Genomic DNA, 24,356 nt, shown 5'->3' on the forward strand with positions numbered 1-24,356 from the left:
TTTTGAATAGGAAAGCAGAGCAAATCATCATTATTTTAGCGACTACGCAAGGACGTTAATACGTCCTCCATATCAGGAGGGATCGGTCTGCTAAATTCTAAGTACTCTCCAGTAGTTGGATGCTTAAATCCCAGAACCGCTGCATGCAGCGCTTGGCCATCCATACGAACCCCTTTACTGCGTCCATACATAGGGTCGCCAACCAATGGATGTCCAATGAATTTCATGTGAACACGAATTTGGTGTGTCCGTCCTGTCTCCAATTGAAGTTCAAGCAGGGTATAATCACCTAACCGTTCAATGACGAGAAAATGGGTAACTGCATGCTTGCTGTTGCGTTCCGTAACCGTGAACAATTTACGGTCACCTGAATCACGACCAATCGGAGCATCTACGGTTCCCTGATCGTGACTCAAATGACCGTGGACCAATGCTATATATTTCCGAGTCACGCTATGATCCTTCAGCTGTGCTGCAAGTGATGCGTGGGCCTGATCATTTTTAGCTGCCATCAGCAGTCCTGATGTATCCTTATCAATACGGTGAACAATACCGGGACGTAATTCCCCGTTAATGCCGGAAAGGTCATGGCAGTGGTACATCAGTGCGTTGACCAGTGTTCCCGAGGAGTGTCCTGGTGCAGGATGCACAACTAGACCACGTTGCTTGTTAATGACAATAACGTCCGAATCCTCGTATACGACATCTAGCGGAATATTTTCCGGCATAATATCTACACTTTCTGGTTCAGGTACCGATAGTACGATATGATCTCCTTCAGCCAGCTTGTAGTTCGCTTTGACCGCCGCACCGTTCACCAGTACCCGACCATTCCCGATCCACAGCTGGATCTGGGAACGAGACACTTCCTTCATTTCTTCGGCGATGTATTTATCTATACGTGTTTTGACATCCTCTGAATCCGCTGTCCATTCCAGAGATTCACCCTCCAGTTCGTCCTCATAAGACAGACCTATGGCTTCGCCGTTTTCATTCACTTCGTTCATGCTATGACTTCCCTTCAACGCTATCATTGCCATTCCCTTTTTCCCGACGCGATTCCAGCAATGTATCCAAAATAATCAGTGCAACACCGATGACAATTGCCGAGTCTGCCACATTAAAAATCGGGAATGTGTAGCTTCCAAAATTGAACTGTGCAAAATCAACTACTTCTCCAGAAATAGCTCGATCCAAAAAATTACCAACCGCTCCCCCAAGCACCAAACTTAGCGCAACAGGAAGTAGTTTTTGCCCAGCTCTGACCGTTTTTCTCAGGTACCATACGATCCCGATCACAACTACAATTGTAATCACGATAAAAAGCCAGCGTTGCCCTTCCAAAATCCCAAAAGCGGCTCCGCGATTACGATGAGAGGTGATTAAAAAGAAATTGCCGATGACTGGTATTTGCTCGTACAATTCCATCCGCGTAGCCACCAAATATTTGACACCCTGATCAATCAAAAAAATAATTAGCGCAATACCAAAATAAATCACAGTCCTTCGTCACTCCGATCCGCTTATATCCGTTGTCGAACCCATTTATTGTAGCATAAGCCTTCTCAGATCGTCCACGAGTCCTGCAGGCTATCGAGCATAGTCCTTAAATGGAATGAACTCAATCACATTTGATTAGAATTTCCTATGTAAAAGAGGTCTTCCCGGTGCACACTACAAGGAGCATACCTGACACAACGCATGCATGTAAATCTAGAACAAGGAGAGGATTCCATGTCCCCATTGACGGAGCAACAATTGCAGGGCTTGCGTAACGAACTGCTGGAACGCAAAAAGGAAATTGAGCATCGTTTGCAAAACAACGACCATTATGGACTCGGCGATTCTCAACGCGACCAAACCGGTGAGCTTTCTCCCATCGATAACCATCCAGGCGATCTAGCTACCGAAACCTATGAGCGAGCCAAAGATATTTCCTTACTGGAGCATGACGAGTTTCAATTGGAACGTATCAAATCAGCCTTGATGGCTATGGATAAGGGAACCTATGGCATTTGCGCCGCCAGCGGCAAACCCATCCCCTATGAACGCCTGTTGGCTGTTCCCTATACCATTTATTGCAAAGAATACAGTCCTGAGACAGAAGTATCCAACAACCGTCCGGTGGAGGAAGAATTTCTCGCTCCCGCGTTCGGTAGAACAAGCCTGGATGAGCGTGAAGAACAAAACGGCTTTGACGGTGAAGATGCTTGGCAGATCGTTGAAAATTGGGGAACCTCTAACACTCCGGCCATGGCGGAAAGTGGTGAAATCCACCGCTATGATGATATGGAAATTGAAGCTGGCGATGATAATATGGGCTTCGTAGAGCCATATGAAAGCTTTGTCGCTACTGACATTTATGGCAGAAATGTATCCATTGTCCGCAGTTCTATTTATCAGCGTTATATAGAAGATGGCGAGGGTGAAGGTCTGCTGGAGCCAGATTTGCACGAGGACGAATCGGAAGCTTAAAAGTGAAACGCCCTAGTAGGTAGTAAGCTCTAATTGTCGCTGTACGATCCGTACAATATCAGCGATATAATCACCGATAATCGGCAAATTCAACGCTCCGAGCACTTGCAGCACATAAATTATGGTAGCGGCAAAAAAAGTAAACCCTAGCGCAATGCCGATTCCACGGGAAACACCTGATATTAGGTTTAGCCAAAGTAATCGCCAAGGCTTATTCAGCAGCAAAGCGTAATCTGCAATACGTGTTCGTTCCATCTGCTCTGATACAGCTTGCACCAGCTTTTCCACACGACTTAGTTTCTCTGCCTGGTCACCTGCTATTCCCTTATCTGAGGCTATGGCGGCCCCTTCTCCGTTCATCCCTCGGAGACTCCTTCCCAGTCTGCGCCTTGACCGTGCTGTCATATGCACAATCCCCCTTTTCCCATGGCTGCCCCGAAAGCAGCAAACGAGCCGAAGCACGTAACGGAGGAAACCCGTTTCCGATGCTTAGGCTCGTTTTTATATGCTGCCTGTTATTGTATTATGGGACAGGGGGCTTGTAATTATTCCCCAATATGAACGCCGATCGTTTTGCCATTCACTTCTACATGTTCCGCTGGTTCGGCTTGACCGAATGTCACCGTGGTTACCAATACGTTCTCACGCAACACAGAGTCGAAGCTTTCGATCGCCTGACGCAAGTCGTTGTCTACATCCAACGTCAATGCTACATACTTTTCAATCGGCAGATCCAGCTTTTTGCGGTAGTCTTGTACCGCACGAACCACTTCACGTACCCAGCCCTCTTGCTCAAGCTCCGGTGTAATGTCTGTGTTCAACGCTACCGTTAAGCCATAGCCAGAAGCAGAAGCGAAGCCTTCTTTCGCTTTTTTCTCCACCAGCAATTCCTCAGCTGTAACTTGCAACTCTTCTCCTTCTGGAGAAGCCACGTTCAGTACCCCTTTTTCTAAAACAGAACGAGTTTCTTCAGCAGACATTCCCTTGAAAAGATTTTGTAGGAATCCGACATTTTTGCCGTATTTCTTGCCTGCCACTTTCAAATTCAGCTTCAATGTAAAATCTACAAATCCGCTATCGTCCGTCTCAACATGAATATGCTTCACATTGATCTCATCTTTGATGATTTCCTCATAGCCACCCAGGTCAAAATCCTGATCCATAGACAGAATCAACTCAGACAACGGTTGACGTGTTTTCAAACCCGTTTCGTTACGGACATTACGTGCTAATTCAACGACGCGACGTGCCGTTTCCATATCTCGCTCCAGTTCCAGATCAATTAAGGATTCATTGGCAGACGGATAGTCATCCAGATGAACACTTTCCCCATTGCTCAGGTTGAGGTAAATATCCTCAGCAAGCAGCGGTGTGAACGGTGCAAGCAGCTTCGCCGTCGTTAACAGCACCTTCGTCAGTGTGCGGTACGCATCCAGCTTATCTTCTGTAAGCCCGTTACCCCAGAATCGATCACGTGAACGACGGATATACCAGTTACTCAGTTCATCCACAAACGACTCAATCGCTTTGGCAGAGTTCAGGAAGTCATTGACAGACAATGCTTTGTCCACAACCAAAATTAAGCTGTTCAGACGGGACAAAATCCAGCGATCCAATTTGTGTGCCGATGGCTTGAACGGATGCTGTGCCGGATCAAATCCGTCAATATCTGCATACAAAGTCAGAAATGCGTGTGTATTGACAAGCGTATCTACCAGCTTCGATTTAGCTTCGCCTACGATGCCTTTGGAAAAACGTTTGCTATTCCATGGTGCGCTATCGGAGAGCAATGCCCAGCGGAAAGCGTCTGTACCGTACTCGTCAATTACTTCCCACGGATCGATAACATTGCCCTTCGATTTGGACATTTTCTGACCCTGCTCATCCAGTACATGGCCTGTTGCCATGACAGCTTTGTAAGGAGCTTTGCCAGTCAGCATAGTCGAAACCGCAAGCAAGCTATAGAACCAGCCACGAGTCTGGTCAATCCCTTCACAGATCATATCTGCTGGAAATTGCTGCTCGAACGTTTCATTATTCTCAAAAGGATAATGATGCTGTGCAAACGGCATAGAACCGCTATCGAACCATACGTCGATGACTTCCGGTGTGCGAGTCATTTCGTATTTACCGCATTGGCTACGAACCTTGATATCATCTACATATGGTTTATGTAGCTCGATATCCGCCGGCACGTCCCCAATCGCACGTTCTCTCAACTCAGCAATACTGTGGGGTGCGAACTGTTCTCCAGTTTCCTCACAAACCCAGATATTAAGCGGTGTACCCCAATAGCGATCACGACTGATGTTCCAGTCCACCAGTTCCTCCAAAAACTTGCCAAAGCGTCCTTCGCGTACATGACCTGGGTACCATTCAACTTCGCTGTTGTTGGCAATCAGTTGATCCTTGATCGCAGTTGTTTTGATAAACCAGCTGTCCATAGCATAGTACAGTAATGGAGTATCGCAGCGCCAGCAAAACGGATAGCTATGCTCGTATTTTTCCTTGCTGTACAGCAAACCTTTTTCGGATAGCATTTTCACAATATCTACATCGCAATCTTTCACAAAACGGCCTGCAAAATCAGTGATTTCAGCTACATAGTTACCTTGAAGATCCACTACGTTGATAAACCCAACACCATTTTCACGACATACGCGATAGTCATCCTCACCATGTGCCGGAGCCATATGAACGATACCTGTACCGCTGGAGTCTGTTACGAACTTCGCACCCAGAATTTGGTTGCCCTTTTCCACCTGAAAATAAGTAAATGGCGGGGTATAGGTTTGGCCTACCAGTTCAGAACCCGATAGTGTGCCAATCACTTCATGATCACCTTTAATTACGGTCTCAACCAGATTTTTAGCAACGATGTATACACCATCTTCTTGCTTCACACGTGCGTATTCCAGCTCAGGGTTGACAGCGAGCGCCACGTGGCTCGGCAAGGTCCAAGGTGTTGTCGTCCAGGCCAGTACATATTCACCACTGCTATGCAGCTTGAATTTGGCCGTGGCACTCAGATCCTTTACATCTTTGTAGCCCTGTGCTACTTCATGGGAACTTAGCGTCGTCTGACAATCCGGGCAATACGGACTCACACGATGACCACGATACAGCAGGTCTTTCTCATGAATCGTCGCCAAAATGTTCCATACGCTCTCGATATAGTTATTGTCCAAGGTAATGTACGGGTGATCAAGGTCTGTCCAGTATCCGATCGCTTCGGTTAAATCGCGCCATTGCTGCTCGTATTCAAACACGCTCGCTTTACATTTTTTAATAAATTTCTCAACACCATATTCTTCAATTTCAGGTTTGTGGGAGATCCCCAGTTGCTTTTGCACACCCAGTTCCACCGGCAGGCCATGCGTATCCCAACCCGCCTTCCGTACGACACGATATCCCTTCATAGTCTGATAGCGGCCGACGAAATCCTTAATTACGCGACCCAGCACATGACCGATGTGTGGTTTGCCGTTAGCTGTTGGTGGGCCCTCATAAAACACAAAATTGGGCTTTCCTTCACGATTGGTAATGGATTTACGGAATGTGTCCTCCTGTTTCCATTTGCTCAGGATGCGTAGGTCACGTGACCGTGCTTTTTCTTTAACATCCACTCTGTTCATAACGTTATACTTCCTCTCTGCTCATCATTAATTGTTCTAGCGCACTTAAAAAAGCAACAAAAAAAGCCCCATCCCTGTAAAAGGGACGAGACTGTGCTCGCGTTACCACCCTGATTCCGTAAATAGACCAATCTAAAAAGACGATCTTGTCACGACTCTCTGAGCCCTACTCTACTTCAGCAGGGCGCCATTATAACGCATGGCAAACGGTGATCGCTTACACACGCCCCAAGTTTAAGCGCTTCAGCTCACTTCTCCGGGAGGATCTTCAGTCATGTTCTGAACGTTGGCTTGCACCGGTAGGCCAACTCTCTGAGGGACAAATCATGACGTACTCGTTCCCATCAACGAATTAAACATGTTAAATTCATCGAAATCTTAAATCAGCAACATCGTTGCCTTGAATCACAACCATCAACCGATAGACGGATAATCGTTGAATTCAGTATAGTATTTACAGTTATAGCCTGTTTAAAGATAAAAGTCAACCCTAACAAGACCTAATAAAAGCTTGTCAGAAATCAAAATTAGTAAATTTCTTTCATTTCACGCTCGCGCTCCAGCACTTCGCGTTCCCGGTTTTCAAGTGCTTCCCAGCCATCTTGGCTTAACAAGTCGAGCTGCGCTTCCACCAATGTACGAAACCGTGCTCGGTAAATTGAAGCCTGTTTCTTCAGCTCTTCAACCTCCAACGCGATTTTACGGGATTTGGACAATGCTTCGTTCACAATACGATCCGCATTTTTTTCCGCTTCCTTCACGATCAGTTGAGATTCTTTCTTGGCGTTGTTGCGAACTTCATCAGCTGCTTCCTGCGCGACAATAATTGTCTTGCTCAGTGTATCCTCAATTGTCGCGAAATGATCGAGCTTCTCCTGTACGTTCAACAACTGGGTGCTCAATTCTTTATTTTCACGGATAACGCCCTCGTAGTCCTTGATCACCTGATCCAAAAATTCATTAACTTGATCCTCATCATAACCGCGAAGCCGGCGGGCAAATTCCTTATTATGTATATCCAATGGCGTTAATGGCATGCCGTCCACCTCCTATAAGATTGACAAAAAATTCATTTTCCGCGTCACGACGCTCAATATCATCTATCGGTCATCATACCCCGTTTTGTGAATACTGTACAGAGCAAAATCGTTCCAGTTCAACGCTATAGGTTAATTCTTTCGACAGAAATCTCATGAATCCTGCCTTCAGCTATACAAACTTACCAATTTTGACACGGAATCTACCCTTTTTTGTCATCCCGTCTGTTTCAAGCACTTTAAAACGCCCAAATCCCTGCATGGAAATAACGTCCCCAACTTTAAGTGAAGTCGATGGATTCTCCTCCACCTTCCAGTTTACCCGACATCGTCCCGCTCGAATCGGTGTTAATATTTTACTGCGGCTCAATTTGTAGACGTCACTAGCAATCCCGTCCAGGCGCAAAGAAGCCACCGTCAGATCCATCGCCTCTAATGCGACTTCCTTCGTTCGGAGACTTGCTACTGGCAACAGTTCTGTCCATACATGAACACGATGTACCTGCTGCAAATGCATGGTCATAAAATCTCCAATCTCTGACGCCACCAATACATGACACCCATCATCCAGCACATGAATGTCCCCGATTTTGCCACGCTTGATCCCAAGCCCCAAAATGGCACCTAGATAATCGCCGTGCTCAAGGGTATTGATTTTATGATCATCAGAAGTGATGGAAAGGACCTGAATTCCCATTTCCTCATCGTCCAAATACGAATAATCGGGCGCAATCAGCGCCCGCTTTCGTTCCGAAGCCATGTATCCGCCATCTACCCTAATCGTGACCTTGTCTTCCTTCGAAGCAAGTGTCTCCAATATGTACTGTTGCCGCGGATCCAAAAAATCAGTCAGCTTCTGCTCATGATAAGCTCCCGCATGACTGATCCATTCGGAAGCACGATCCACATAATCCCGTTCATCCGGGTGAAAATGCTCATAAATCTCAGTCCGCATAAATCCTCCTAGACGAAATTGCCGATTAAAGAAATCAAACCGTACGATGCAAAACGCAGAGCAATCAGCGCTACGATAGGTGAAATATCAATCATCCCGAAGATTGGCGGTATAAACCTGCGGAAAGGAGACAAATATGGCTCCACAAACCTGGCAAGTAAATCACCGATCACACTCTCTCTGGCATTAGGAAGCCATGACAGCAGGACATATGCAATGATCATGTACGAATAAATCTGAAATAGCCAGTAAATTACCTCGATCAAGAAAAGCTCACCTCATTCTGTTAAGTTCTTGTTCAGTGTCAGCCAGTATCTCCGTAATGGAGCCTTGAATTTCAACCGTATCCGGTGTGCACAGAAAAATATTGTTACCGACCTTCGAAATGCCGCCACTCAGTGCATACACAGTGCCACTCAAAAAATCAATGATGCGTAGCGCCTGATCCTTGCGAATTCGTTGCAAGTTAACCACGACGGTCCGGTGGGAACGGATATGGTCGGCGATTTCCTGTGCTTCATCGTAAGAACGCGGCTCATACAGAACAACTTTCACATTTTTTTGTGAATGGATGCTGACAACATTCGTGCCCTTCTGGTTCTTACGTTTATCAAAGCTTGGGGTTTCAATTTCTTGATCTTCCGGCGTATTCATAACCTCTCGCTCTATAACTTCCTCTTCTTCCTGAAGGCCCAGAAAGTTCATGAACTTATTCATTACGCCCACTGAAAATCCTCCTCTCGTCCGACCAGTACGGAACCAAGCCGCAACCAAGTCGCTCCTTCTTCAACCGCCACTTCAAAATCATTGGACATCCCCATAGACAAGTGAACGATAGGTTCTCTAGTCAAAGCTTGTCCATTTAACCGATCACGCAGTTCACGTAATCCCCGAAACACAGGTCGAGTATGTTCTGGGTTTTCCTCATGAGGAGCCATGGTCATCAGGCCGATTACATCCACATGTTCCAACTCGCGAATTTGTTCCAGGAAAGGGGCAACTGCCTCGGAGGATAAGCCGTATTTTGAAATTTCCCCAGAAATATTGACTTGCACAAAAGCTTTGACTCGCAGTCCCAAAGCGGCTGCCTTCTTGTCCAATTCCTGAGCAAGCGATAAGCGATCAAGCGAATGTATAAATCTAAATTTTCCAATTACATCTTTAACCTTATTCGTTTGGAGATGACCAATAAAATGCCACGTTCCCCGATCACCCAACTTGCTCCATTTATCCGCAGCATCCTGCCAGCGATTTTCGCCCACATGCTCCAAGTCGTTATCCAATACGGATGCCATTGCCGCCGCCGAAACATATTTCGTGACAGCGATCACATTTACTTCATCACGCGAACGTCCGCTACGGGCACATGCCGCTTCGATACGGGCGTTAACTTCTTTAATTCGTTCCTCCAAAGACACGGGAGGACTCACCTCTCTTCCAGACCAATCCAACTCGCCATTCTTCCTGTAACGCCGCCTTCCTTGCGATATGAAAAAAATAAATCGCTGCGGCTACTCGTGCACAAGGTAGTACATTCGATATGGCTCGGCAATATTCCTGCTTTCATCATAATGTGTCGATTGCATTGTTTCAAGTCGAGTAGTGTTTTTCCACCAGTTAAGGGGAAATAAACAGAACCTTCCCATTTATCATTACCCGGGCAATCATGCTCTAAAACCCGGATTTGATTCATCACATGCTCATCTACCTCATAGGATTCAGGACCAATAGAAGGACCAATAGCTGCTAGTATATCGGACGGCTGAGATCCATATTCAGTTTGCATGGTCTGTACCATTTTCAACACAATCTCCGCAACTGTTCCCTTCCAGCCTGCATGCGCCAATCCAATCACACGATGCACGGGATCACAAAAATATAAGGGTACACAGTCCGCATAAAAGGACGTCAGCAAAATGCCTGGTATATTCGTCACAAGTCCATCTGTGTCCTGAAAAGCTGAGGCACGATCCATAAAGCCTCGCCCACGATCGGTAGCCTGGACAGCAGCAACATGATTACCGTGGACCTGCTCGCCGCACGTCCACGCTTCAGCAGCAAAACCAAGCTGCTCAGCAATCAGTCGGCGATTGCGAATGACTTTCACGGGGTCATCGCCTACATGAAACGCACAGTTCAAACTGTCGTATGGCGCTTCGCTGACACCGCCATGACGCCCTGTAAACCCCACTGTTAATCCCTGAACCTGCCGCTCCCAAGATTGGATATATAACAACTCTGGCACGGGACGTCCGCCATCTTGCATGGGCGTAGTCCCTCTAGCCTCGGTATTCACTATAAACGGTTCCATTTCGTTCTCACCTCTACTGCCCAGTGTACCAAAAAGCCGCCGCTGTGTCTTCACAACATACTAAATTACGTGTACCTGCTGTTCAAAAGCCCCGTCGGTCATTCCGTTCCTGACGTTCGATATAAGACTTTTCCTCCCTCTCATCCGGCGGCTCATGCAATCCCTCCAGTCGAACAAGCACAACATCCGAACCAATTTTCACAATGTTGCGCCACGGAATAACCAATTCGCTTCCCCCTCCAAACCAACCCATGAATCGGCTGCTGCCCGGAACCACAATAGCTTCAATTTTCCCTTGTCGTACGTCAATCTCCAGATCACTGATTTGTCCTAGACGTCGTCCATCTACAATGTTAATGACATCCTTGGTTTGAAACTCGGAAATTTTCATGGCTCTTACTGACGTTTCCGGTGCATTCACACGCATCACATCCTTTATTTCACTATATGAGTGGGAGAGCCCAAAAAATGTCCTGCAAACGCAAAAACGATCCGCACGGGATCGTTTTTATCACTGAATCATTCAAGCATTCATTTCATTAGGACTTTACATGTTTTTGCATTTGCTGTATAGCCGACTTCTCTAATCTCGAAACCTGGGCTTGAGAGATACCGATTTCGTCGGCAACCTCCATTTGCGTCTTTCCTTCATAAAAACGCATAGACAATATCATCTTTTCACGCTGGCCCAGGCGATGCATCGCTTCCCGGAGAGCGATTTCCTCAATCCATGAGACGTCTTTATTTCTGTCATCACTGATCTGATCCATCACATAGATTGGGTCGCCCCCGTCGTGATATATCGGCTCGAACAGCGAAACTGGATCCTGAATCGCATCCAATGCGAACACAACATCTTCTTTAGGCACGTTCAGCACCTCTGATATTTCAAAAATCGTTGGTTCCCGCGAGTTCAGATTTGTCAGACTGTCCCGCACCTGAAGCGCCTTATATGCAATATCCCGCAACGAACGGGACACACGGATCGGATTGTTATCCCGCAAATAACGGCGGATCTCTCCGATGATCATCGGCACCGCATAAGTGGAGAACTTTACGTTTTGCGAAAGGTCAAAATTATCAATCGCCTTCATCAGGCCGATGCATCCTACCTGGAACAAATCGTCCACAAACTCCCCCCGATTGTTAAAACGCTGAATCACACTCAGGACGAGCCGGAGATTGCCGTTGACCAATTTTTCTCTGGCTGATCGTTCATTATTTTGCTGAAGTGATGTGAACAGCTCGCGCATCTCTGCATTGGTTAATACCGGCAGTTTGGCGGTATCCACACCGCAAATTTCCACTTTGTTTCGGGTCATCGTGTCTTACCTCCCAAGGAGCAACATTAATGTACATTATCTCCTGAGGGCATTTTTTTATTCGCCGTTTCCATCGCTTCCGGATATCCCCAAGCATTATACCATTTTATTGAATTCTTTTCGTAAGCGCTTTATAATTCGTTTTTCCAGACGCGAAATATACGATTGCGATATACCCAGCAGGTCAGCAACATCCTTCTGTGTCTTCTCTTCTCCGTCTTGTAAGCCGAAGCGCAGTTCCATAATCAAACGCTCTCGATCCGTCAACTTATCCAGTGCCTTATGCAATAATTTACGATCTACTTGCTCCTCAATATTACGGTAAATGGTATCATTTTCCGTGCCCATCACATCGGAAAGCAACAACTCATTACCATCCCAATCGATATTCAGAGGCTCATCAAAAGAAACTTCTGTTCTCGTTTTGCTATTACGACGCAAATACATTAAAATCTCATTTTCAATGCATCGAGATGCATAGGTGGCAAGTTTGATTTTCTTCTCTGGATCAAAAGTGTTCACCGCTTTAATCAGCCCAATAGCACCGATGGATACGAGATCCTCAATGTTGATTCCCGTATTTTCAAATTTACGGGCGATATACACGACTAACCGCAAGTTTCTCTCAATTAGCATCGACCTTACTGCCGCATCTCCAGAAGAAAGCTTTCCAAGCAAATACTCTTCCTCGTCTCTTGTTAATGGAGGGGGGAGCGCCTCGCTACCGCCAATATAATAAATTTCTTCACTTTTCAGCCCGAATAAAAATAAAATACGATAATATTGCAGTTGCCATGCTAGCCTAAATTTCATCTTTAAATTCATTTGTTTCCTCATATCATTCTCCCCCTTTTGGAAATAGTACAAGTCTTACTGGCTCCGTCCAATTTCAGCATCGAATGTTTCTCCTCGTCTTTAAACCTTGTCCTGTACTCTTCTCCATTATCCTGATTCTGTAAAATGATCACTAGCATATGCTTCTCGTTTCAAGCTTGAATCGGCACCCCCCTCTTCGTGTGCCGTCACATCTGGATGGATGATGGCACGGTATTTGCCCTCTGCCGACAACTTTCCCCCGTCCAAGCCAATCAGCACTCGATGATGTACAAAATGAATCCCATTCATCACCACCTCTACTCGATCTGGTTTGAGTGCGAGCATAAAGGAATGACTTTTGTTAATTCCACGATAGGGAACGAGACGAACACGATCCTGCCAGTTGAACGGTTCCTCCCCCAGATCCATCACTAGTTGATCAGCATTACCCTCAGAACATTTTTGGAGCCAGGAAGCGGGTAAATACGATTCCCACAAAGCCGCCTCCATCACCATTACTGGGGTTCGGGTCAAAGGATCATGCAGTTGGTTACCTGTATCCAACAAGCCTGTACACTCAATATGATCCTGCCCAATCCACACCTGTACTTGCCCCAAAAAGCCACTCATCCTTTCTGTGCGCTGCTTCGAGGACTGCACAATACGAAAGAAAAGCATCACTCCGCCAAATGCGCATAAAATAAACCAGAATGCGATTTTCAATTCAAAAGACATTCCACCTGATGCGGTATACCAGATGCCATTAAACAATTCCCCCGTATTTTGGAGAAAATAATGCATCCCCAAAATGCCACCTGCTGCTACAAAATTGATCATGTAAAAGGCACCCATTGTACGAAGATACTTTTGCATGCTTCCAAAACCAAATGCCACCAGCAGCATGATGACCGATAAGGCCAGCTTGATTAGAAACGTAAATAAAAATGACAGTTCCGGCACAAACATCATGACTACATACATTGCGCCAATTCCAGCTGAAGTCATCAATCGCCACCACACTGGACGAATCTTTCTCATCCAGGCGGTGGCCATTAGCAACACAGCATCAATGAACAAATTGGCCAAGAAAATTAAATCGATATAAACAACCAAGGATTCACCCGCCCAGCATTTTGCAGGATAGGCTTAAGTATAGTAGTCATATGGTTCAAAGTCTGTCTAACGGTGGGGACGGTGTCCGACTAATTTTGTCGGAAAGAGGAGAAGCACTGGCCGTGCGGGATGCGGAGAAAACAGAAAGAAGCCCGCATCTCCAAGGAAGATGCGGGCTGTCTAGATATAAACTAGTTATCGTTATTATTATTGCGTGAACGGTTACGTAAGAATGTCGGAATATCCAATTGGTCACTGCTTTGAGTGTTACCGAATGGACGCAAGTTAGGAGAGGACTTTTCCGTTGCTTCGGAAGCCGCTGGGTTAGCTGCTGGTCTACGTCCCGGTGCTGGTTGGCTCGGCTTACCTTCAAAACCAGTGGCGATCACGGTAACCTTAATCTCTTCTTTCAAGTCTTCATCAATGATAGCACCGAAAATCATGTTCACTTCCGGATCGGAAGCTGATGTTACAATTTCAGCCGCCTCATTGACTTCGTATAGAGACAAATTGGTGCCGCCAGTGATGTTCATAATGACACCACGCGCACCTTCTATGGATGTCTCTAGCAACGGACTCATGATAGCCTTGCGCGCTGCTTCAGCCGCACGATTTTCACCCGTCGCTTCGCCAATCCCCATCAACGCGGAACCACGCTCCGTCATGATCGTTTTTACGTCAGCGAAGTCAAGATTGATCAGACCCGGTACAGCGATCAAATCCGAAATACCTTGTACGGCCTGACGCAGAACATTATCTGCTTCACGGAATGCTTCCAGCATTGGGGTTTTCTTATCCACAATCTCAAGCAAGCGATCATTCGGGATTACAATCAAGGTATCTACTTTTTCTTTCAATCCCTCAATGCCAAGTTCAGCTTGATTAGAGCGTTTACGCCCTTCAAATGTGAATGGTCGGGTTACCACGCCTACAGTCAGCGCACCGCACTCCTTAGCAATTTCAGCAATGACAGGGGCCGCTCCGGTTCCTGTACCGCCACCCATTCCCGCAGTTACGAATACCATATCCGCGCCTTTGAGCGTATTCATAATGAGCTCACGCGACTCTTCAGCCGCTTTTTTACCCACGTCAGGGTTAGCCCCGGCACCCAAACCACGAGTCAGCTTATCGCCAATTTGAAGCTTATGCTCAGACTTCGCCAAGTGAAGCGCCTGGGCATCTGTATTGACAGTAATAAACTCTACACCCTGAACTCCATTTTCGATCATTCGGTTAACTGCATTGCTGCCGCCGCCTCCGACGCCGATCACTTTAATTTGAGCCAAGCTCTCCATTTCAAAATCAAATTCCAACATACTATTCCATCTCCCCCTCAATGTGCATGGATGGCCCGTCCATGATTGGCATAATTAGCAATGAACGTTATATAAATTCACTGAACATATTTTTTAAGCGTTCAATCAACCCCTGCTTCTGCTCGCCTTCCGTAACGGGACTGCTGCTCTTGGTTCGGTTAGTCGGCTTCTTGGTACTACCGCCACTGTTGCTAACACTAGTCGATCTCCCGCGATAGTAACGAATAGCATTATGCAAGATACCAACTCCGCTCGTGTATCCCGGATCCCTTACACCGATAAAATCAGGTACAGCGATCCTTACGGAAGCGGCCAGTTCGCTTTGTGCCACCTGAAGTACACCAGGCATGGAGACGGTGCCTCCGGTAAGTATATAACCCCCCGGAAGCTCTGTGTAACCCAAGCGCTTAACTTCCGCCTGAATGAGTTGAAAAATTTCCTGTACTCTCGGCTCAATAATAGCAGCCAAATCCTGTTGGTTGAACTCCTTATCTACATTACTGCCGATACGGGTCACTTTAAAGACGACATCGGCTGCTGCATCATCATACCAAGCGCAGCCGTATTTGAGTTTAACTTTTTCGGCTTGATCGGTAAGGGTTCTCAGTCCGTAGGCAATATCATTGGTTACAAATTCTCCGCCGATTGGGAGTGTTGATGTAGCAACAATCGTTCCTTCCTGGAAAATGGCCACATTCGTAGAACCTGCACCAATATCCACCAGCACGGAACCCATCACCTTTTCATCCTTCGAAAGAGACAACTGTCCAGCTCCGAGAGGCAACAAGACGAGATCTTTAATCCTCAGGCCAGCTTTCTCAACGCAGCGCAACAGATTATGTATTGGGGTTTTGCCTCCAGTAACAATCGTAGCCTCTACTTCGAGACGAACACCGATCATACCACGAGGGTCCTGAATTCCTTCAAGGCCATCCACGACATACTGCTTGGCTACCACGTCAATGATTTCTCTCTCCGGTGGTACGGCAATTACTTCTGCTGCCTTCAGTACACGTTCAATGTCCTCCTCACCGATTTCACGGTCCTCGTTGGACACGGCTACTACGCCATGACTATTTTGCAGACCAATATGGTTGCCTGAGATCCCCACATACACTTCTGTTATTTGAATACCAACCATGCGTTCTGCGTGATCCACGGCGTTACGGATTGATTGCACGGTTTGATCAATGTCTACAATTGCACCTTTGCGAATCCCTTCCGAGTCGGCAGATCCAACTCCAATAATATTAAAGGTTCCATTATTCATTTCCCCAATAATAGCCCGAACTTTGGATGTACCGATGTCCAAACTAACAATGATGTCATTGTTGCTCAAGTCTGTGGCACCTCCTGACTCCAAAATGAATTTCGTTCTTTAAACACACTCTGTACATATTCAACATACTCCATGCTTTCCCTCTTTTTTCTACAAATTTTTTAGAAGCCAATTTATGGTTGCAGTCACATAAAAATTTGAAGAAAAAAGAAGGAGGCAAGTCTATTACCCATAAAATCAATTCTAGCATTTTTTCACATCACTGAGTAGTATCTTTTTCTTGGCCCTCTTCGCTCGTATCGGGTTTGAATGGAACGTAGGAATCCGCCTCCAGCATTGTGATCACACCAGGCTCTTCTGTTTCTAGCACTTGGTTCAGATAGCTGATTTTAGAGTTCAACAGTGAAACAGTTGTAATAACCTCAAACTGGGAACGCGTGTACATTTTTATACGGTCTGGAAAAGAAGGAATCGGCGCCGGAATGATTTCCGAAATATCAGCTGTCCATTCTCCCGGAATGCGTGATAAAGCATCACACAGCTTCGCTTTGTAGGGATCATCTGATTTCCATTTAGTCAAAATAGGCTTTTCAACCGCTATCCCACTGCTTCCTACGCCCACGCTTGTCCCATTTGCTAGAATAGCACGCAGGCTACCGTCACTTTGCAACTCGTAAGCTACTGTAGCAAACTCCTTAATGTGAATCGTAATGATGCCCGGAAACTGCTTGTCCACTGTGACTTGCTGAATCGACTGAATTTCCCGCAACTTCTCAGAGACGTCGGATGAACTGACTCCGAAATATTGATCTCCGACAGCGAGACCACTTCGATTGAGAAGTTGCTCCCGGGTCGAAAATACATTACCATCAAAACGAATTTCAGAAACCTGACTCAACGAAGAACGGAAAAAGAGAACAGCGAGCAGTACAATAAACAACAAAATGAGAAGAATAGCAATCTTCCGGCTTGTTCTTTTTTTCGTTCTGTTCTTTTTAAGAACAGGTATTTGAGCATTTGGCATAGCTTCTCTCCACAAAAGCCCTTTGTCCCCCCGTTAACGGAGGGACATTATAGGCATTAATTTACGAAATCCAGCTGCTCGGGCACCGGAGACTGACGGCTCATTCGGGCACCCAATCCCTGGAAAAGACGTTCGATCCGGTCATACCCTCTGTCAATGTGATGAACCTGCTCGACAATGGTACGTCCTTGAGCGGCTAGACCGGCTATAACCAGTGCAGCTCCTGCCCGCAGATCGGTAGCCTCTACTGTAGCCCCGTACAGACGAGAAACCCCTCTTATAAAAGCAGCATTCGCATCGACCGTAATATCAGCACCCATTACATTCAGTTCATCTACATGTTTAAATCGGCTTTCGAAGACAGTCTCTTTCATGACACTGAAGCCGTCCGCCAAAGATAATAGAACCATGACCTGAGATTGCAAATCCGTCGGAAATGACGGATAAGGTGAGGTAACGATCCTCTCCACTGCTTTGGGACGACTCATACAACTTACGGTCATTATATCATTCAAGATGCCAATTTGAACACCAGCCCGCCTGAGGACGTGAATCAGAGCAGACAAGTGGGAAGGATTGCAGTGTGTCAACGACACACTACCTCGTGTAGCTGCCGCTGCAATCATAACCGTTCCAGCTACTATGCGGTCAGGAATGACCTCATACGTACAAGGATTGAGTTGACTGACTCCCGTGATTGTAATTGTGTCTGTTCCAGCACCGATAATATGGGCTCCCATGGCATTCAGAAAGTTTTGAAGATCCTGAATCTCTGGTTCCCTCGCTGCATTGGTAATCGTTGTTCGTCCTTCGGCCAGCGCGGCAGCCATCATAATATTTTCTGTTGCGCCTACGCTCGGAAAATCCATGTGGATGTCCGAGCCGATCAGCTTGCGGGCTCGAAACGTAATTTGCTCGTCTTTCTCCTCGATCTCTGCGCCAAGAGCTTTTAAGCCCTCCAGATGAAGATCAATTTTGCGCTCGCCTATGGCGCAGCCTCCGGGCTGATAAATGGAAACTTCTCCGTATCTAGCGAGCAACGGTCCCATTAGAAAGATAGATGACCGCATTTGCTTCATCAAATCCTCAGGAATTTGGAACGTTCGGACGGACGATGTATCCACATATACCGTTTCCTCTTCATGTCGGCATGTGCAACCAAGTCTTTCTAGGATGTGCAGCATGACCTTAATGTCTAAAAGATGGGGGACATTCCGAATTTCCACCTTACCTTGTGCAAGCAAACTTGCTGCAAGAATAGGTAGTGCCGCATTTTTTGCCCCATGGATACGTATGGTGCCTGACAGGGGACGGCCTCCCTCAATCACCAATTTGTCCAATGTATCACCTCCGAGTTTACCGCTCACCCACTACGAAAACCTCCGGAATTAGCTTGATGCCGGTTTGAGATGATATTGTACTTTGAATATGCTTCATTAGGGTAAGCACGTCCTCTGCTGTCGCTTGACCGGTATTTACAATGAAATTAGCATGCTGTACTGATACCTCAGCGCCTCCCGCCTTCAAACCTTTGAGACCTGCGCTTTCAATAAGCCGGGCAGCATAGTCTCCTGGTGGATTACGGAACACGCTTCCTGCACAAGCTAACTGTAGCGGCTGGGTCAGCCTACGGCGGTCTTTAAAAGCCGCAAGCGCTGTTGAGATTTCCTCTCGGTCCCCCCGCTTCATCTGGAACACTGCCTCTGTCACCATTCCACGTTGCTCATGCAGCACGGAGTGACGATAGCTAAAGTGCATATCCTCGGCATTGTACACAGCCAATTCCCCTGTATCCAGCACAATCTCAGCGGACTGGAATATTCGTGACACATCAGACCCGTGGGCACCGGCGTTCATGTAGACAGCCCCACCGACCGATCCTGGAATACCACCAGCAAACTCAAGGCCTGACAGACCCTGCTTGCTAGCCATAACACATAGTTTAACCAGTGAAACGCCTCCACCAGCAACGATCTGTTCATCCTCAAAACGAACATAATCAAATCCTGGTCCAAGCTTGATCACCAGTCCCCGAATCCCTTTGTCAGAGACGAGCATGTTGGAGCCTCGCCCCAACTGCATCCAGGGAATTCCGTGCTCGCTAGCCAGCTTCAAAATCCTTGCCAACTGCTCTTTGGTATCCGGGATCACAAGAGCATCGGCAGGGCCTCCGATCTTCCAGGTCGTATATTTGGACAGCGGCTCATGCTCCAGCACTTTTCCGATATCATGCTCCGCTAATAATGGCATCCATTGCTGCATTGTACTGAAACCTCCTTGTTGCTTGCCCCGCATCGTTATAAGGCTCTCACCTAACAACCGGCAGCCTGGGTGATGGTCACAATCTATAGGGTATCCTATGTAAATACCGTCCAGTGTGTGACAACCGCCCAAATCTGCGCTGCGGACTACCTATTATGGGCAAGACGCTCCATTTCTTTTACTAAAATATCTGCTGAGTCAGGCTTGCCAAGCGCAGATGCCAGCTCCGCCATTCGGCTCCGCCTTGCCTCATCCTTCATAATTTCTGCTATAGATTGAAACAGAGCCGGGCCACTTAATTCCTTTTCTGTGATCATGACAGAAGCTCCTGCCTTTTCAAGTGTACGAGCATTAGCCTCCTGATGGTTATTCGTCACATTGGGTGATGGAATCAGAATGGACGGAATGCCGAGCGATGTAATCTCTGCCAAGAAGGACGCACCTGCACGATTAACAATTAAAGAGGTACAAGCCAGCACCTCAGGCATATTGTGAATATAGGGAAGCACATGTAGATGATTGGGCAATGAGCCGATCTGATTTCGTATGCTGTCCAGCGTTTGCTCATAATAAGATTCGCCGGTTACATATACAAAATGGACGTCTTTCAGTTGCGAAAGTTGCGGAACCATTGCAATCATGGCATCGTTAATGGCCTTTGCCCCTCTGCTGCCGCCAACCACCAGGACCACAGAGCTGTTCATAGGAACCCCTATAGTTGCAAATCCCCGATCCCGATTAGCCAGACGAACTGTTGTAGCACGTGGGTTCCCAGTGTATAGTACATTTTTAGCTTTGGGAAAAGCTCCTTCCGAGCCTTCAAAGCTAACAGCCACTGTATCCACATAGCGACTCAAAAATGCATTAGTCAATCCAGGAATTGCATTTTGTTCATGAATAATGCTGGGGATTCCCAACTTGGAAGCTGCATAAACGACAGGGCCGCATACATATCCCCCGGTGCCAATAACGATATCTGGCTTAAATTTCTTTAATAATGCTTTGGACCTGCGAACTCCTTTGAAAAAGCGCATGATCGTTTTTATATTTTCCACAGACAAGCTGCGACGAAATCCTGTGATATCAATAGCCTCAAATGGAATTTTTTCCTGAGGAACCAATTTACTTTCAAGTCCTCGTTGACCGCCAATGTATAAAAATTCAGCGTCCGGATCTATTTCTTCGCACTGTCTGGCTACGGCCAGTGCTGGATATATATGTCCTCCAGTACCGCCGCCGCTCAACACGACGCGCATAAACGTTCACCTCGCATAACGTGATAAATTTAATAAAATACCCAGAGCAGTTAACATTAAGGTCAGTGAAGAACCTCCATAGCTGATTAAGGGCAGTGTTATTCCTGTCACTGGCATTAAACCGATAACAACACCAATATTAATAACGACCTGTACCGCCACCATTCCGACAATACCGACTGCAAGCAAACTGCCATAGGTATCCGGGATGGTAATAGCGACACGCATCCCTCTCCAAACAAGGACCAAAAAAAGCCCCAGTACCGTCATTCCACCGATAAAACCAAGCTCCTCCGCCAGTATAGAGAAGATAAAGTCCGTCTGTGGCTCAGGAACGTAGCTGTATTTTTGCCGACTCATGCCGAGCCCCAGCCCCGCCAATCCGCCAGGACCAATAGCATATAGCGATTGAATAATTTGATAACCCGCGCCAAGCGGATCAGACCATGGGTCCAGAAACGCGGTAATACGCTGGAGTCGATAAGGGGCAGCCGCAATCAATGCAGCAAAACCCGCTGCCCCCGACAAGGCTAGTAGACCCAGATGCTTCAAACGCGCGCCTGCCGTAAATACGATAAGCATGGATGCTCCCATCATTACCGTGCCTGTGCCCAAATCGGGCTGGAGCATGATGAGCCCAAAGGCCAGTCCCATGAGCCCAAGCGGAGGCAACAGCCCGCGCGTAAAAGAGCTAATATCATAGCCAGGACGACTGAGCCATTGAGAGAGAAAAAGAATCATGCCCAGCTTCATAAACTCGGAAGGCTGAATGCCAAAAGAGCTAATACCGAGCCAGCTTCGTGCTCCTCCTCTTACTACACCAATGCCAGGAATTAAAACGGCAACCAGTAGAGCCAGACAGATCAACAATACGACCTTGGCATATTTCCGCCAAATCCGATAGTCCGTTCTGGCAGTAAAGTACATGGCTACAAGGCCGAGCCCCGCAAACAGCAATTGTCGTTTAACAAAATAGTAGGAGTCCCCGTACTCGTGAAAAGCGAGGACGGCGCCCGCGCTGTATACCATAACCATGCCGATGGCTAACAAACTTACAATACAGACGAAAAGCCATATATCTGGCGCCGGACGAGATTGCTTCATCAGGAGGCCACCCCTTGCATAAAAGTAGGGGCTTATCCAACCCCCCTACTTACAATTTATGCGCCGCCTCTTTAAAAATACGTCCACGCTCTTCATAGGATTGGAACATATCCCAACTTGCACAGGCGGGTGAGAGTAATACCACATCTCCCGTCTCAGCAAATTCAGCTGCCTTGTTTACAGCCTCCACGAGCGTAGCGGCGGCATCCTCCCCATTATCGACGACCTTGACATGCTCTATTCCAGCCTGACGGGCCCGATCTGCCAGCTTATGCCGTGTCTCACCCAAGAGCACAACGGCTTTCACACCATCCTGCAAGGACGGTACAAGCTCCGCATAATCAGAGCCACGATCCAATCCTCCGGCAATGAGTACGATGGGTTGCTTAAAGGAAGATAAGGCCATCATGGTCGCTTTGGAGTTGGTTGCTTTGGAATTGTTGTAATAAGCTACTCCACCGTGTTCTAAAACATATTCAAGCCGATGTTCTACACCGCGAAAAGAGCTTAATGGTTCCACCAATTTTGCTGGTTCTGCGCCTGCGGCTATGGCGATTGCGCAAGCAGCTAGAGCATTTTCTACGTTAAAACGACCCGGAAGCCCAATATCGGTCACGCCTATAATGGGTTGCAGTACCCCATTTCCATCACGGTATACGATGTTTCTTTCAATATCATCCGTCACATCCGGTATGTATGGCGGGTCAGCGAACACCCCTTCCTGCAAACGTTCCGTCATTGAGAAAGGAAGCAGCTTCGCTTGAATATAGGGCACAAGTTCCCGGCAGACGGGATCATCCCAGTTCACCACCGCGATATCCGATGCTGTTTGATTGGCAAATAGACGTGCCTTGGATGCAACATAGTCCTCCATGCCTCCGTGGTAGTCCAAATGGGTCTCAGCTACATTGAGCAAGCAGGCTACAGCGGGCTTGAAATCCTTTGTTCCTTTTAACTGAAAGCTGCTCAGCTCCACAACCATCCACTCGTCCGACTTGGCGTCCACAGCCGCCTCGCATAACGGCGTACCGATATTACCAGCCACGATCGGATTCATGCCGGATGCCTCCAACAACTTGCCCACCCAAGTAGTCGTGGTCGTCTTTCCGTTGGAGCCAGTAATTCCGATAATCGGAGCTTTACATAGATGGTAGGCGACCTCAACCTCGGTCACGACCTCAATGCCGAGCTCGACAGCTTTCTGTACGGGAGGGGCCGTGTAAGGAATTCCTGGATTTTTGACAACCAGTTTCACTCCAGGGTGAATCAGCCCTTCCGGGTGACCCCCGCATAAAACGGAAATTCCCAAAGCCTCTAATTCAGAAGCTTCGGGACATTGTTCCCTATCTTTTTTATCATTGACTGTGAGCTTTGCCCCGGCCTGATGTAGCACCTTGGCCACTTGTACGCCGCTTTTGGCCAGACCGATAATGACGACTTCCTGATCTCGGTATGCGTCTGGATGATTCATTTGTCTACAACCCCTTGTTGAGATAAAGTCCGAGTCCTGCCAACAGCAGTCCTACAGCCCAGAATGTGATAACTACGCGCCATTCGGACCAGCCGGACAGCTCGAAATGATGATGAATCGGGCTCATTTTGAAAATACGCTTGCCACGGGTTTTAAAGGAAGCTACCTGCAAGACCACGGACAGCATTTCAATCACGAAGACACCACCGATGATGAGGAACAAAATTTCGCTTTTCGTAACAATGGCAATGGCACCAATGGCTCCGCCGATTCCCAGCGAGCCTGTGTCTCCCATAAATACCTTGGCAGGATGAGCATTATATACGAGAAAACCAAGTACAGCACCAATCATGGCCGCTGCGCAAACGGCAGCCGGAAGCGAGGTTGCTTGAATCGCCACAATGGCATAAGCAGCAAATGCAATCGCACTTGTACCGGACAGCAGCCCGTCCAGCCCATCTGTAAAATTGACAGCGTTGCTGATCGCCAACATCATGATAATAATGAACGGATAATAGAACCAGCCGCCCCAATCAAATGACCATGAGGTGCCTGGGATACCGATCGCCGTGCTGTGATCATTGCTAATCAGAAGCCAGCACATAATCGCGCCAAACAATAACTGCCCGAACAGCTTTTGACGCGCCGTTAGACCGAGCGAGCGTTTGAATACGATTTTAATATAGTCGTCCAAAAAGCCGATCAGCCCAAAACCGAGCGTAGCAACCAGTAGAACGTAAAAGTCCGTATTTTTGATAGCTGAAAACTTAAGAAAGGTCAGCGTAAAAGCCAGCAAGATTACGATACCGCCCATTGTAGGCGTACCAATCTTTTTAAGATGGCTTTGTGGCCCGTCATCCCGGACCTGCTGGCCGAATTTCATTCGCCGCAGCAGCGGAATGAGCAGTGGAGCGGCAATGACCGCCAGTATAAACGATACGACGATCGTCAGCAGTAATAATTGAATATCCATGGGAGTC

24 protein-coding genes and 1 other annotated feature are annotated in these 24,356 nt (G+C 47.1%); of the genes, 1 reads left to right on the forward strand and 23 read right to left on the reverse strand.

All coding sequences use genetic code 11. The features are described 5' to 3' along the window. Positions 1–35 precede the first annotated feature (35 nt). Together ACUC6J_RS15945 and lspA are read right to left on the reverse strand one after the other, a co-directional pair. Complete coding sequence (locus ACUC6J_RS15945; RefSeq protein ID WP_016821530.1) at positions 36–1,007, reverse strand: RluA family pseudouridine synthase; 972 nt, start codon at positions 1,005–1,007, stop codon at positions 36–38. 1 nt (position 1,008) lies between these two features. Next, complete coding sequence (gene lspA / locus ACUC6J_RS15950) at positions 1,009–1,500, reverse strand: signal peptidase II (RefSeq protein WP_013372070.1); 492 nt, start codon at positions 1,498–1,500, stop codon at positions 1,009–1,011. A 234-nt stretch (positions 1,501–1,734) separates the two neighbouring features. Here lspA and ACUC6J_RS15955 point away from each other — a divergent pair, with 234 nt between their 5' ends. Then, the gene (locus ACUC6J_RS15955; protein WP_016821531.1) at positions 1,735–2,475 is read left to right on the forward strand and encodes a TraR/DksA C4-type zinc finger protein; all 741 of its coding nucleotides are present in this window, start codon (positions 1,735–1,737) and stop codon (positions 2,473–2,475) included. 12 nt (positions 2,476–2,487) lie between these two features. Here the strand turns inward: ACUC6J_RS15955 and ACUC6J_RS15960 are convergent, their stop codons facing one another. From ACUC6J_RS15960 to mraY, 21 genes are all read right to left on the reverse strand, one after another. Next, the gene (locus ACUC6J_RS15960; protein WP_026065489.1) at positions 2,488–2,880 is read right to left on the reverse strand and encodes a DUF5665 domain-containing protein; all 393 of its coding nucleotides are present in this window, start codon (positions 2,878–2,880) and stop codon (positions 2,488–2,490) included. Positions 2,881–3,020: 140 nt separating this feature from the next. Further along, positions 3,021–6,110, reverse strand: a complete 3,090-nt coding sequence (gene ileS, locus ACUC6J_RS15965; protein ID WP_257126067.1) for an isoleucine--tRNA ligase — start codon at positions 6,108–6,110, stop codon at positions 3,021–3,023. A gap of 78 nt (positions 6,111–6,188) precedes the next feature. Beyond that, positions 6,189–6,467: a binding site (T-box leader), on the reverse strand. A gap of 170 nt (positions 6,468–6,637) precedes the next feature. Next, the gene (locus tag ACUC6J_RS15970; protein WP_013311075.1) at positions 6,638–7,147 is read right to left on the reverse strand and encodes a DivIVA domain-containing protein; all 510 of its coding nucleotides are present in this window, start codon (positions 7,145–7,147) and stop codon (positions 6,638–6,640) included. A gap of 172 nt (positions 7,148–7,319) precedes the next feature. Next, the gene (locus tag ACUC6J_RS15975) at positions 7,320–8,102 is read right to left on the reverse strand and encodes a YlmH family RNA-binding protein (protein ID WP_017428125.1); all 783 of its coding nucleotides are present in this window, start codon (positions 8,100–8,102) and stop codon (positions 7,320–7,322) included. Positions 8,103–8,110: 8 nt separating this feature from the next. Then, a complete protein-coding gene (locus ACUC6J_RS15980) occupies positions 8,111–8,368 on the reverse strand; it encodes a YggT family protein (RefSeq protein WP_013372075.1) in 258 nt (85 codons plus the stop codon). A gap of 7 nt (positions 8,369–8,375) precedes the next feature. Beyond that, positions 8,376–8,828 (reverse strand): cell division protein SepF, encoded by a 453-nt coding sequence (locus tag ACUC6J_RS15985; protein ID WP_013372076.1) that lies wholly within the window; start codon positions 8,826–8,828, stop codon positions 8,376–8,378. Then, positions 8,819–9,520 (reverse strand): YggS family pyridoxal phosphate-dependent enzyme, encoded by a 702-nt coding sequence (locus ACUC6J_RS15990; RefSeq protein ID WP_193189755.1) that lies wholly within the window; start codon positions 9,518–9,520, stop codon positions 8,819–8,821. Before ACUC6J_RS15990 ends, ACUC6J_RS15985 begins: the two co-directional genes overlap by 10 nt. Positions 9,521–9,528: 8 nt before the next feature. After that, positions 9,529–10,413 carry a peptidoglycan editing factor PgeF gene (gene pgeF / locus ACUC6J_RS15995; RefSeq protein ID WP_318301148.1) on the reverse strand — a complete coding sequence of 295 codons (885 nt, stop codon included), beginning with the start codon at positions 10,411–10,413 and terminating at the stop codon, positions 9,529–9,531. Positions 10,414–10,495: 82 nt separating this feature from the next. Next, positions 10,496–10,840 (reverse strand): YlmC/YmxH family sporulation protein, encoded by a 345-nt coding sequence (locus ACUC6J_RS16000; protein WP_173426158.1) that lies wholly within the window; start codon positions 10,838–10,840, stop codon positions 10,496–10,498. A 112-nt stretch (positions 10,841–10,952) separates the two neighbouring features. Then, positions 10,953–11,735 (reverse strand): RNA polymerase sporulation sigma factor SigG, encoded by a 783-nt coding sequence (gene sigG / locus ACUC6J_RS16005; RefSeq protein ID WP_013372080.1) that lies wholly within the window; start codon positions 11,733–11,735, stop codon positions 10,953–10,955. 96 nt (positions 11,736–11,831) lie between these two features. Beyond that, positions 11,832–12,572 (reverse strand): RNA polymerase sporulation sigma factor SigE, encoded by a 741-nt coding sequence (gene sigE / locus ACUC6J_RS16010; protein ID WP_290409427.1) that lies wholly within the window; start codon positions 12,570–12,572, stop codon positions 11,832–11,834. A gap of 105 nt (positions 12,573–12,677) precedes the next feature. Next, entirely contained in the window at positions 12,678–13,664 is a 987-nt protein-coding gene (gene spoIIGA / locus ACUC6J_RS16015) for a sigma-E processing peptidase SpoIIGA (protein WP_025365342.1), read from the reverse strand. Positions 13,665–13,855: 191 nt separating this feature from the next. Continuing rightward, complete coding sequence (gene ftsZ / locus ACUC6J_RS16020; RefSeq protein WP_013372084.1) at positions 13,856–14,980, reverse strand: cell division protein FtsZ; 1,125 nt, start codon at positions 14,978–14,980, stop codon at positions 13,856–13,858. Between the two features lie 67 nt (positions 14,981–15,047). Beyond that, entirely contained in the window at positions 15,048–16,319 is a 1,272-nt protein-coding gene (gene ftsA, locus ACUC6J_RS16025; protein WP_031461774.1) for a cell division protein FtsA, read from the reverse strand. A gap of 199 nt (positions 16,320–16,518) precedes the next feature. Further along, entirely contained in the window at positions 16,519–17,283 is a 765-nt protein-coding gene (locus tag ACUC6J_RS16030; protein ID WP_016821541.1) for a cell division protein FtsQ/DivIB, read from the reverse strand. Between the two features lie 56 nt (positions 17,284–17,339). Further along, positions 17,340–18,650: a UDP-N-acetylglucosamine 1-carboxyvinyltransferase gene (murA, locus tag ACUC6J_RS16035; RefSeq protein WP_013372087.1), complete on the reverse strand. Its 1,311-nt coding sequence runs from the start codon at positions 18,648–18,650 to the stop codon at positions 17,340–17,342. Continuing rightward, the gene (murB, locus tag ACUC6J_RS16040) at positions 18,640–19,545 is read right to left on the reverse strand and encodes a UDP-N-acetylmuramate dehydrogenase (RefSeq protein ID WP_016821542.1); all 906 of its coding nucleotides are present in this window, start codon (positions 19,543–19,545) and stop codon (positions 18,640–18,642) included. Before murB ends, murA begins: the two co-directional genes overlap by 11 nt. Positions 19,546–19,691: 146 nt before the next feature. Next, positions 19,692–20,801 carry an undecaprenyldiphospho-muramoylpentapeptide beta-N-acetylglucosaminyltransferase gene (murG, locus tag ACUC6J_RS16045; protein WP_430212445.1) on the reverse strand — a complete coding sequence of 370 codons (1,110 nt, stop codon included), beginning with the start codon at positions 20,799–20,801 and terminating at the stop codon, positions 19,692–19,694. A 6-nt stretch (positions 20,802–20,807) separates the two neighbouring features. Further along, entirely contained in the window at positions 20,808–21,905 is a 1,098-nt protein-coding gene (gene spoVE, locus ACUC6J_RS16050) for a stage V sporulation protein E (RefSeq protein ID WP_447249090.1), read from the reverse strand. A 49-nt stretch (positions 21,906–21,954) separates the two neighbouring features. Then, positions 21,955–23,376: a UDP-N-acetylmuramoyl-L-alanine--D-glutamate ligase gene (gene murD, locus ACUC6J_RS16055; protein ID WP_447249091.1), complete on the reverse strand. Its 1,422-nt coding sequence runs from the start codon at positions 23,374–23,376 to the stop codon at positions 21,955–21,957. 4 nt (positions 23,377–23,380) lie between these two features. Continuing rightward, positions 23,381–24,349: a phospho-N-acetylmuramoyl-pentapeptide-transferase gene (gene mraY, locus ACUC6J_RS16060; protein WP_013372092.1), complete on the reverse strand. Its 969-nt coding sequence runs from the start codon at positions 24,347–24,349 to the stop codon at positions 23,381–23,383. Positions 24,350–24,356: the final 7 nt, after the last annotated feature.

It is taken from the genome of Paenibacillus sp. JJ1683 (genome assembly GCF_053006485.1).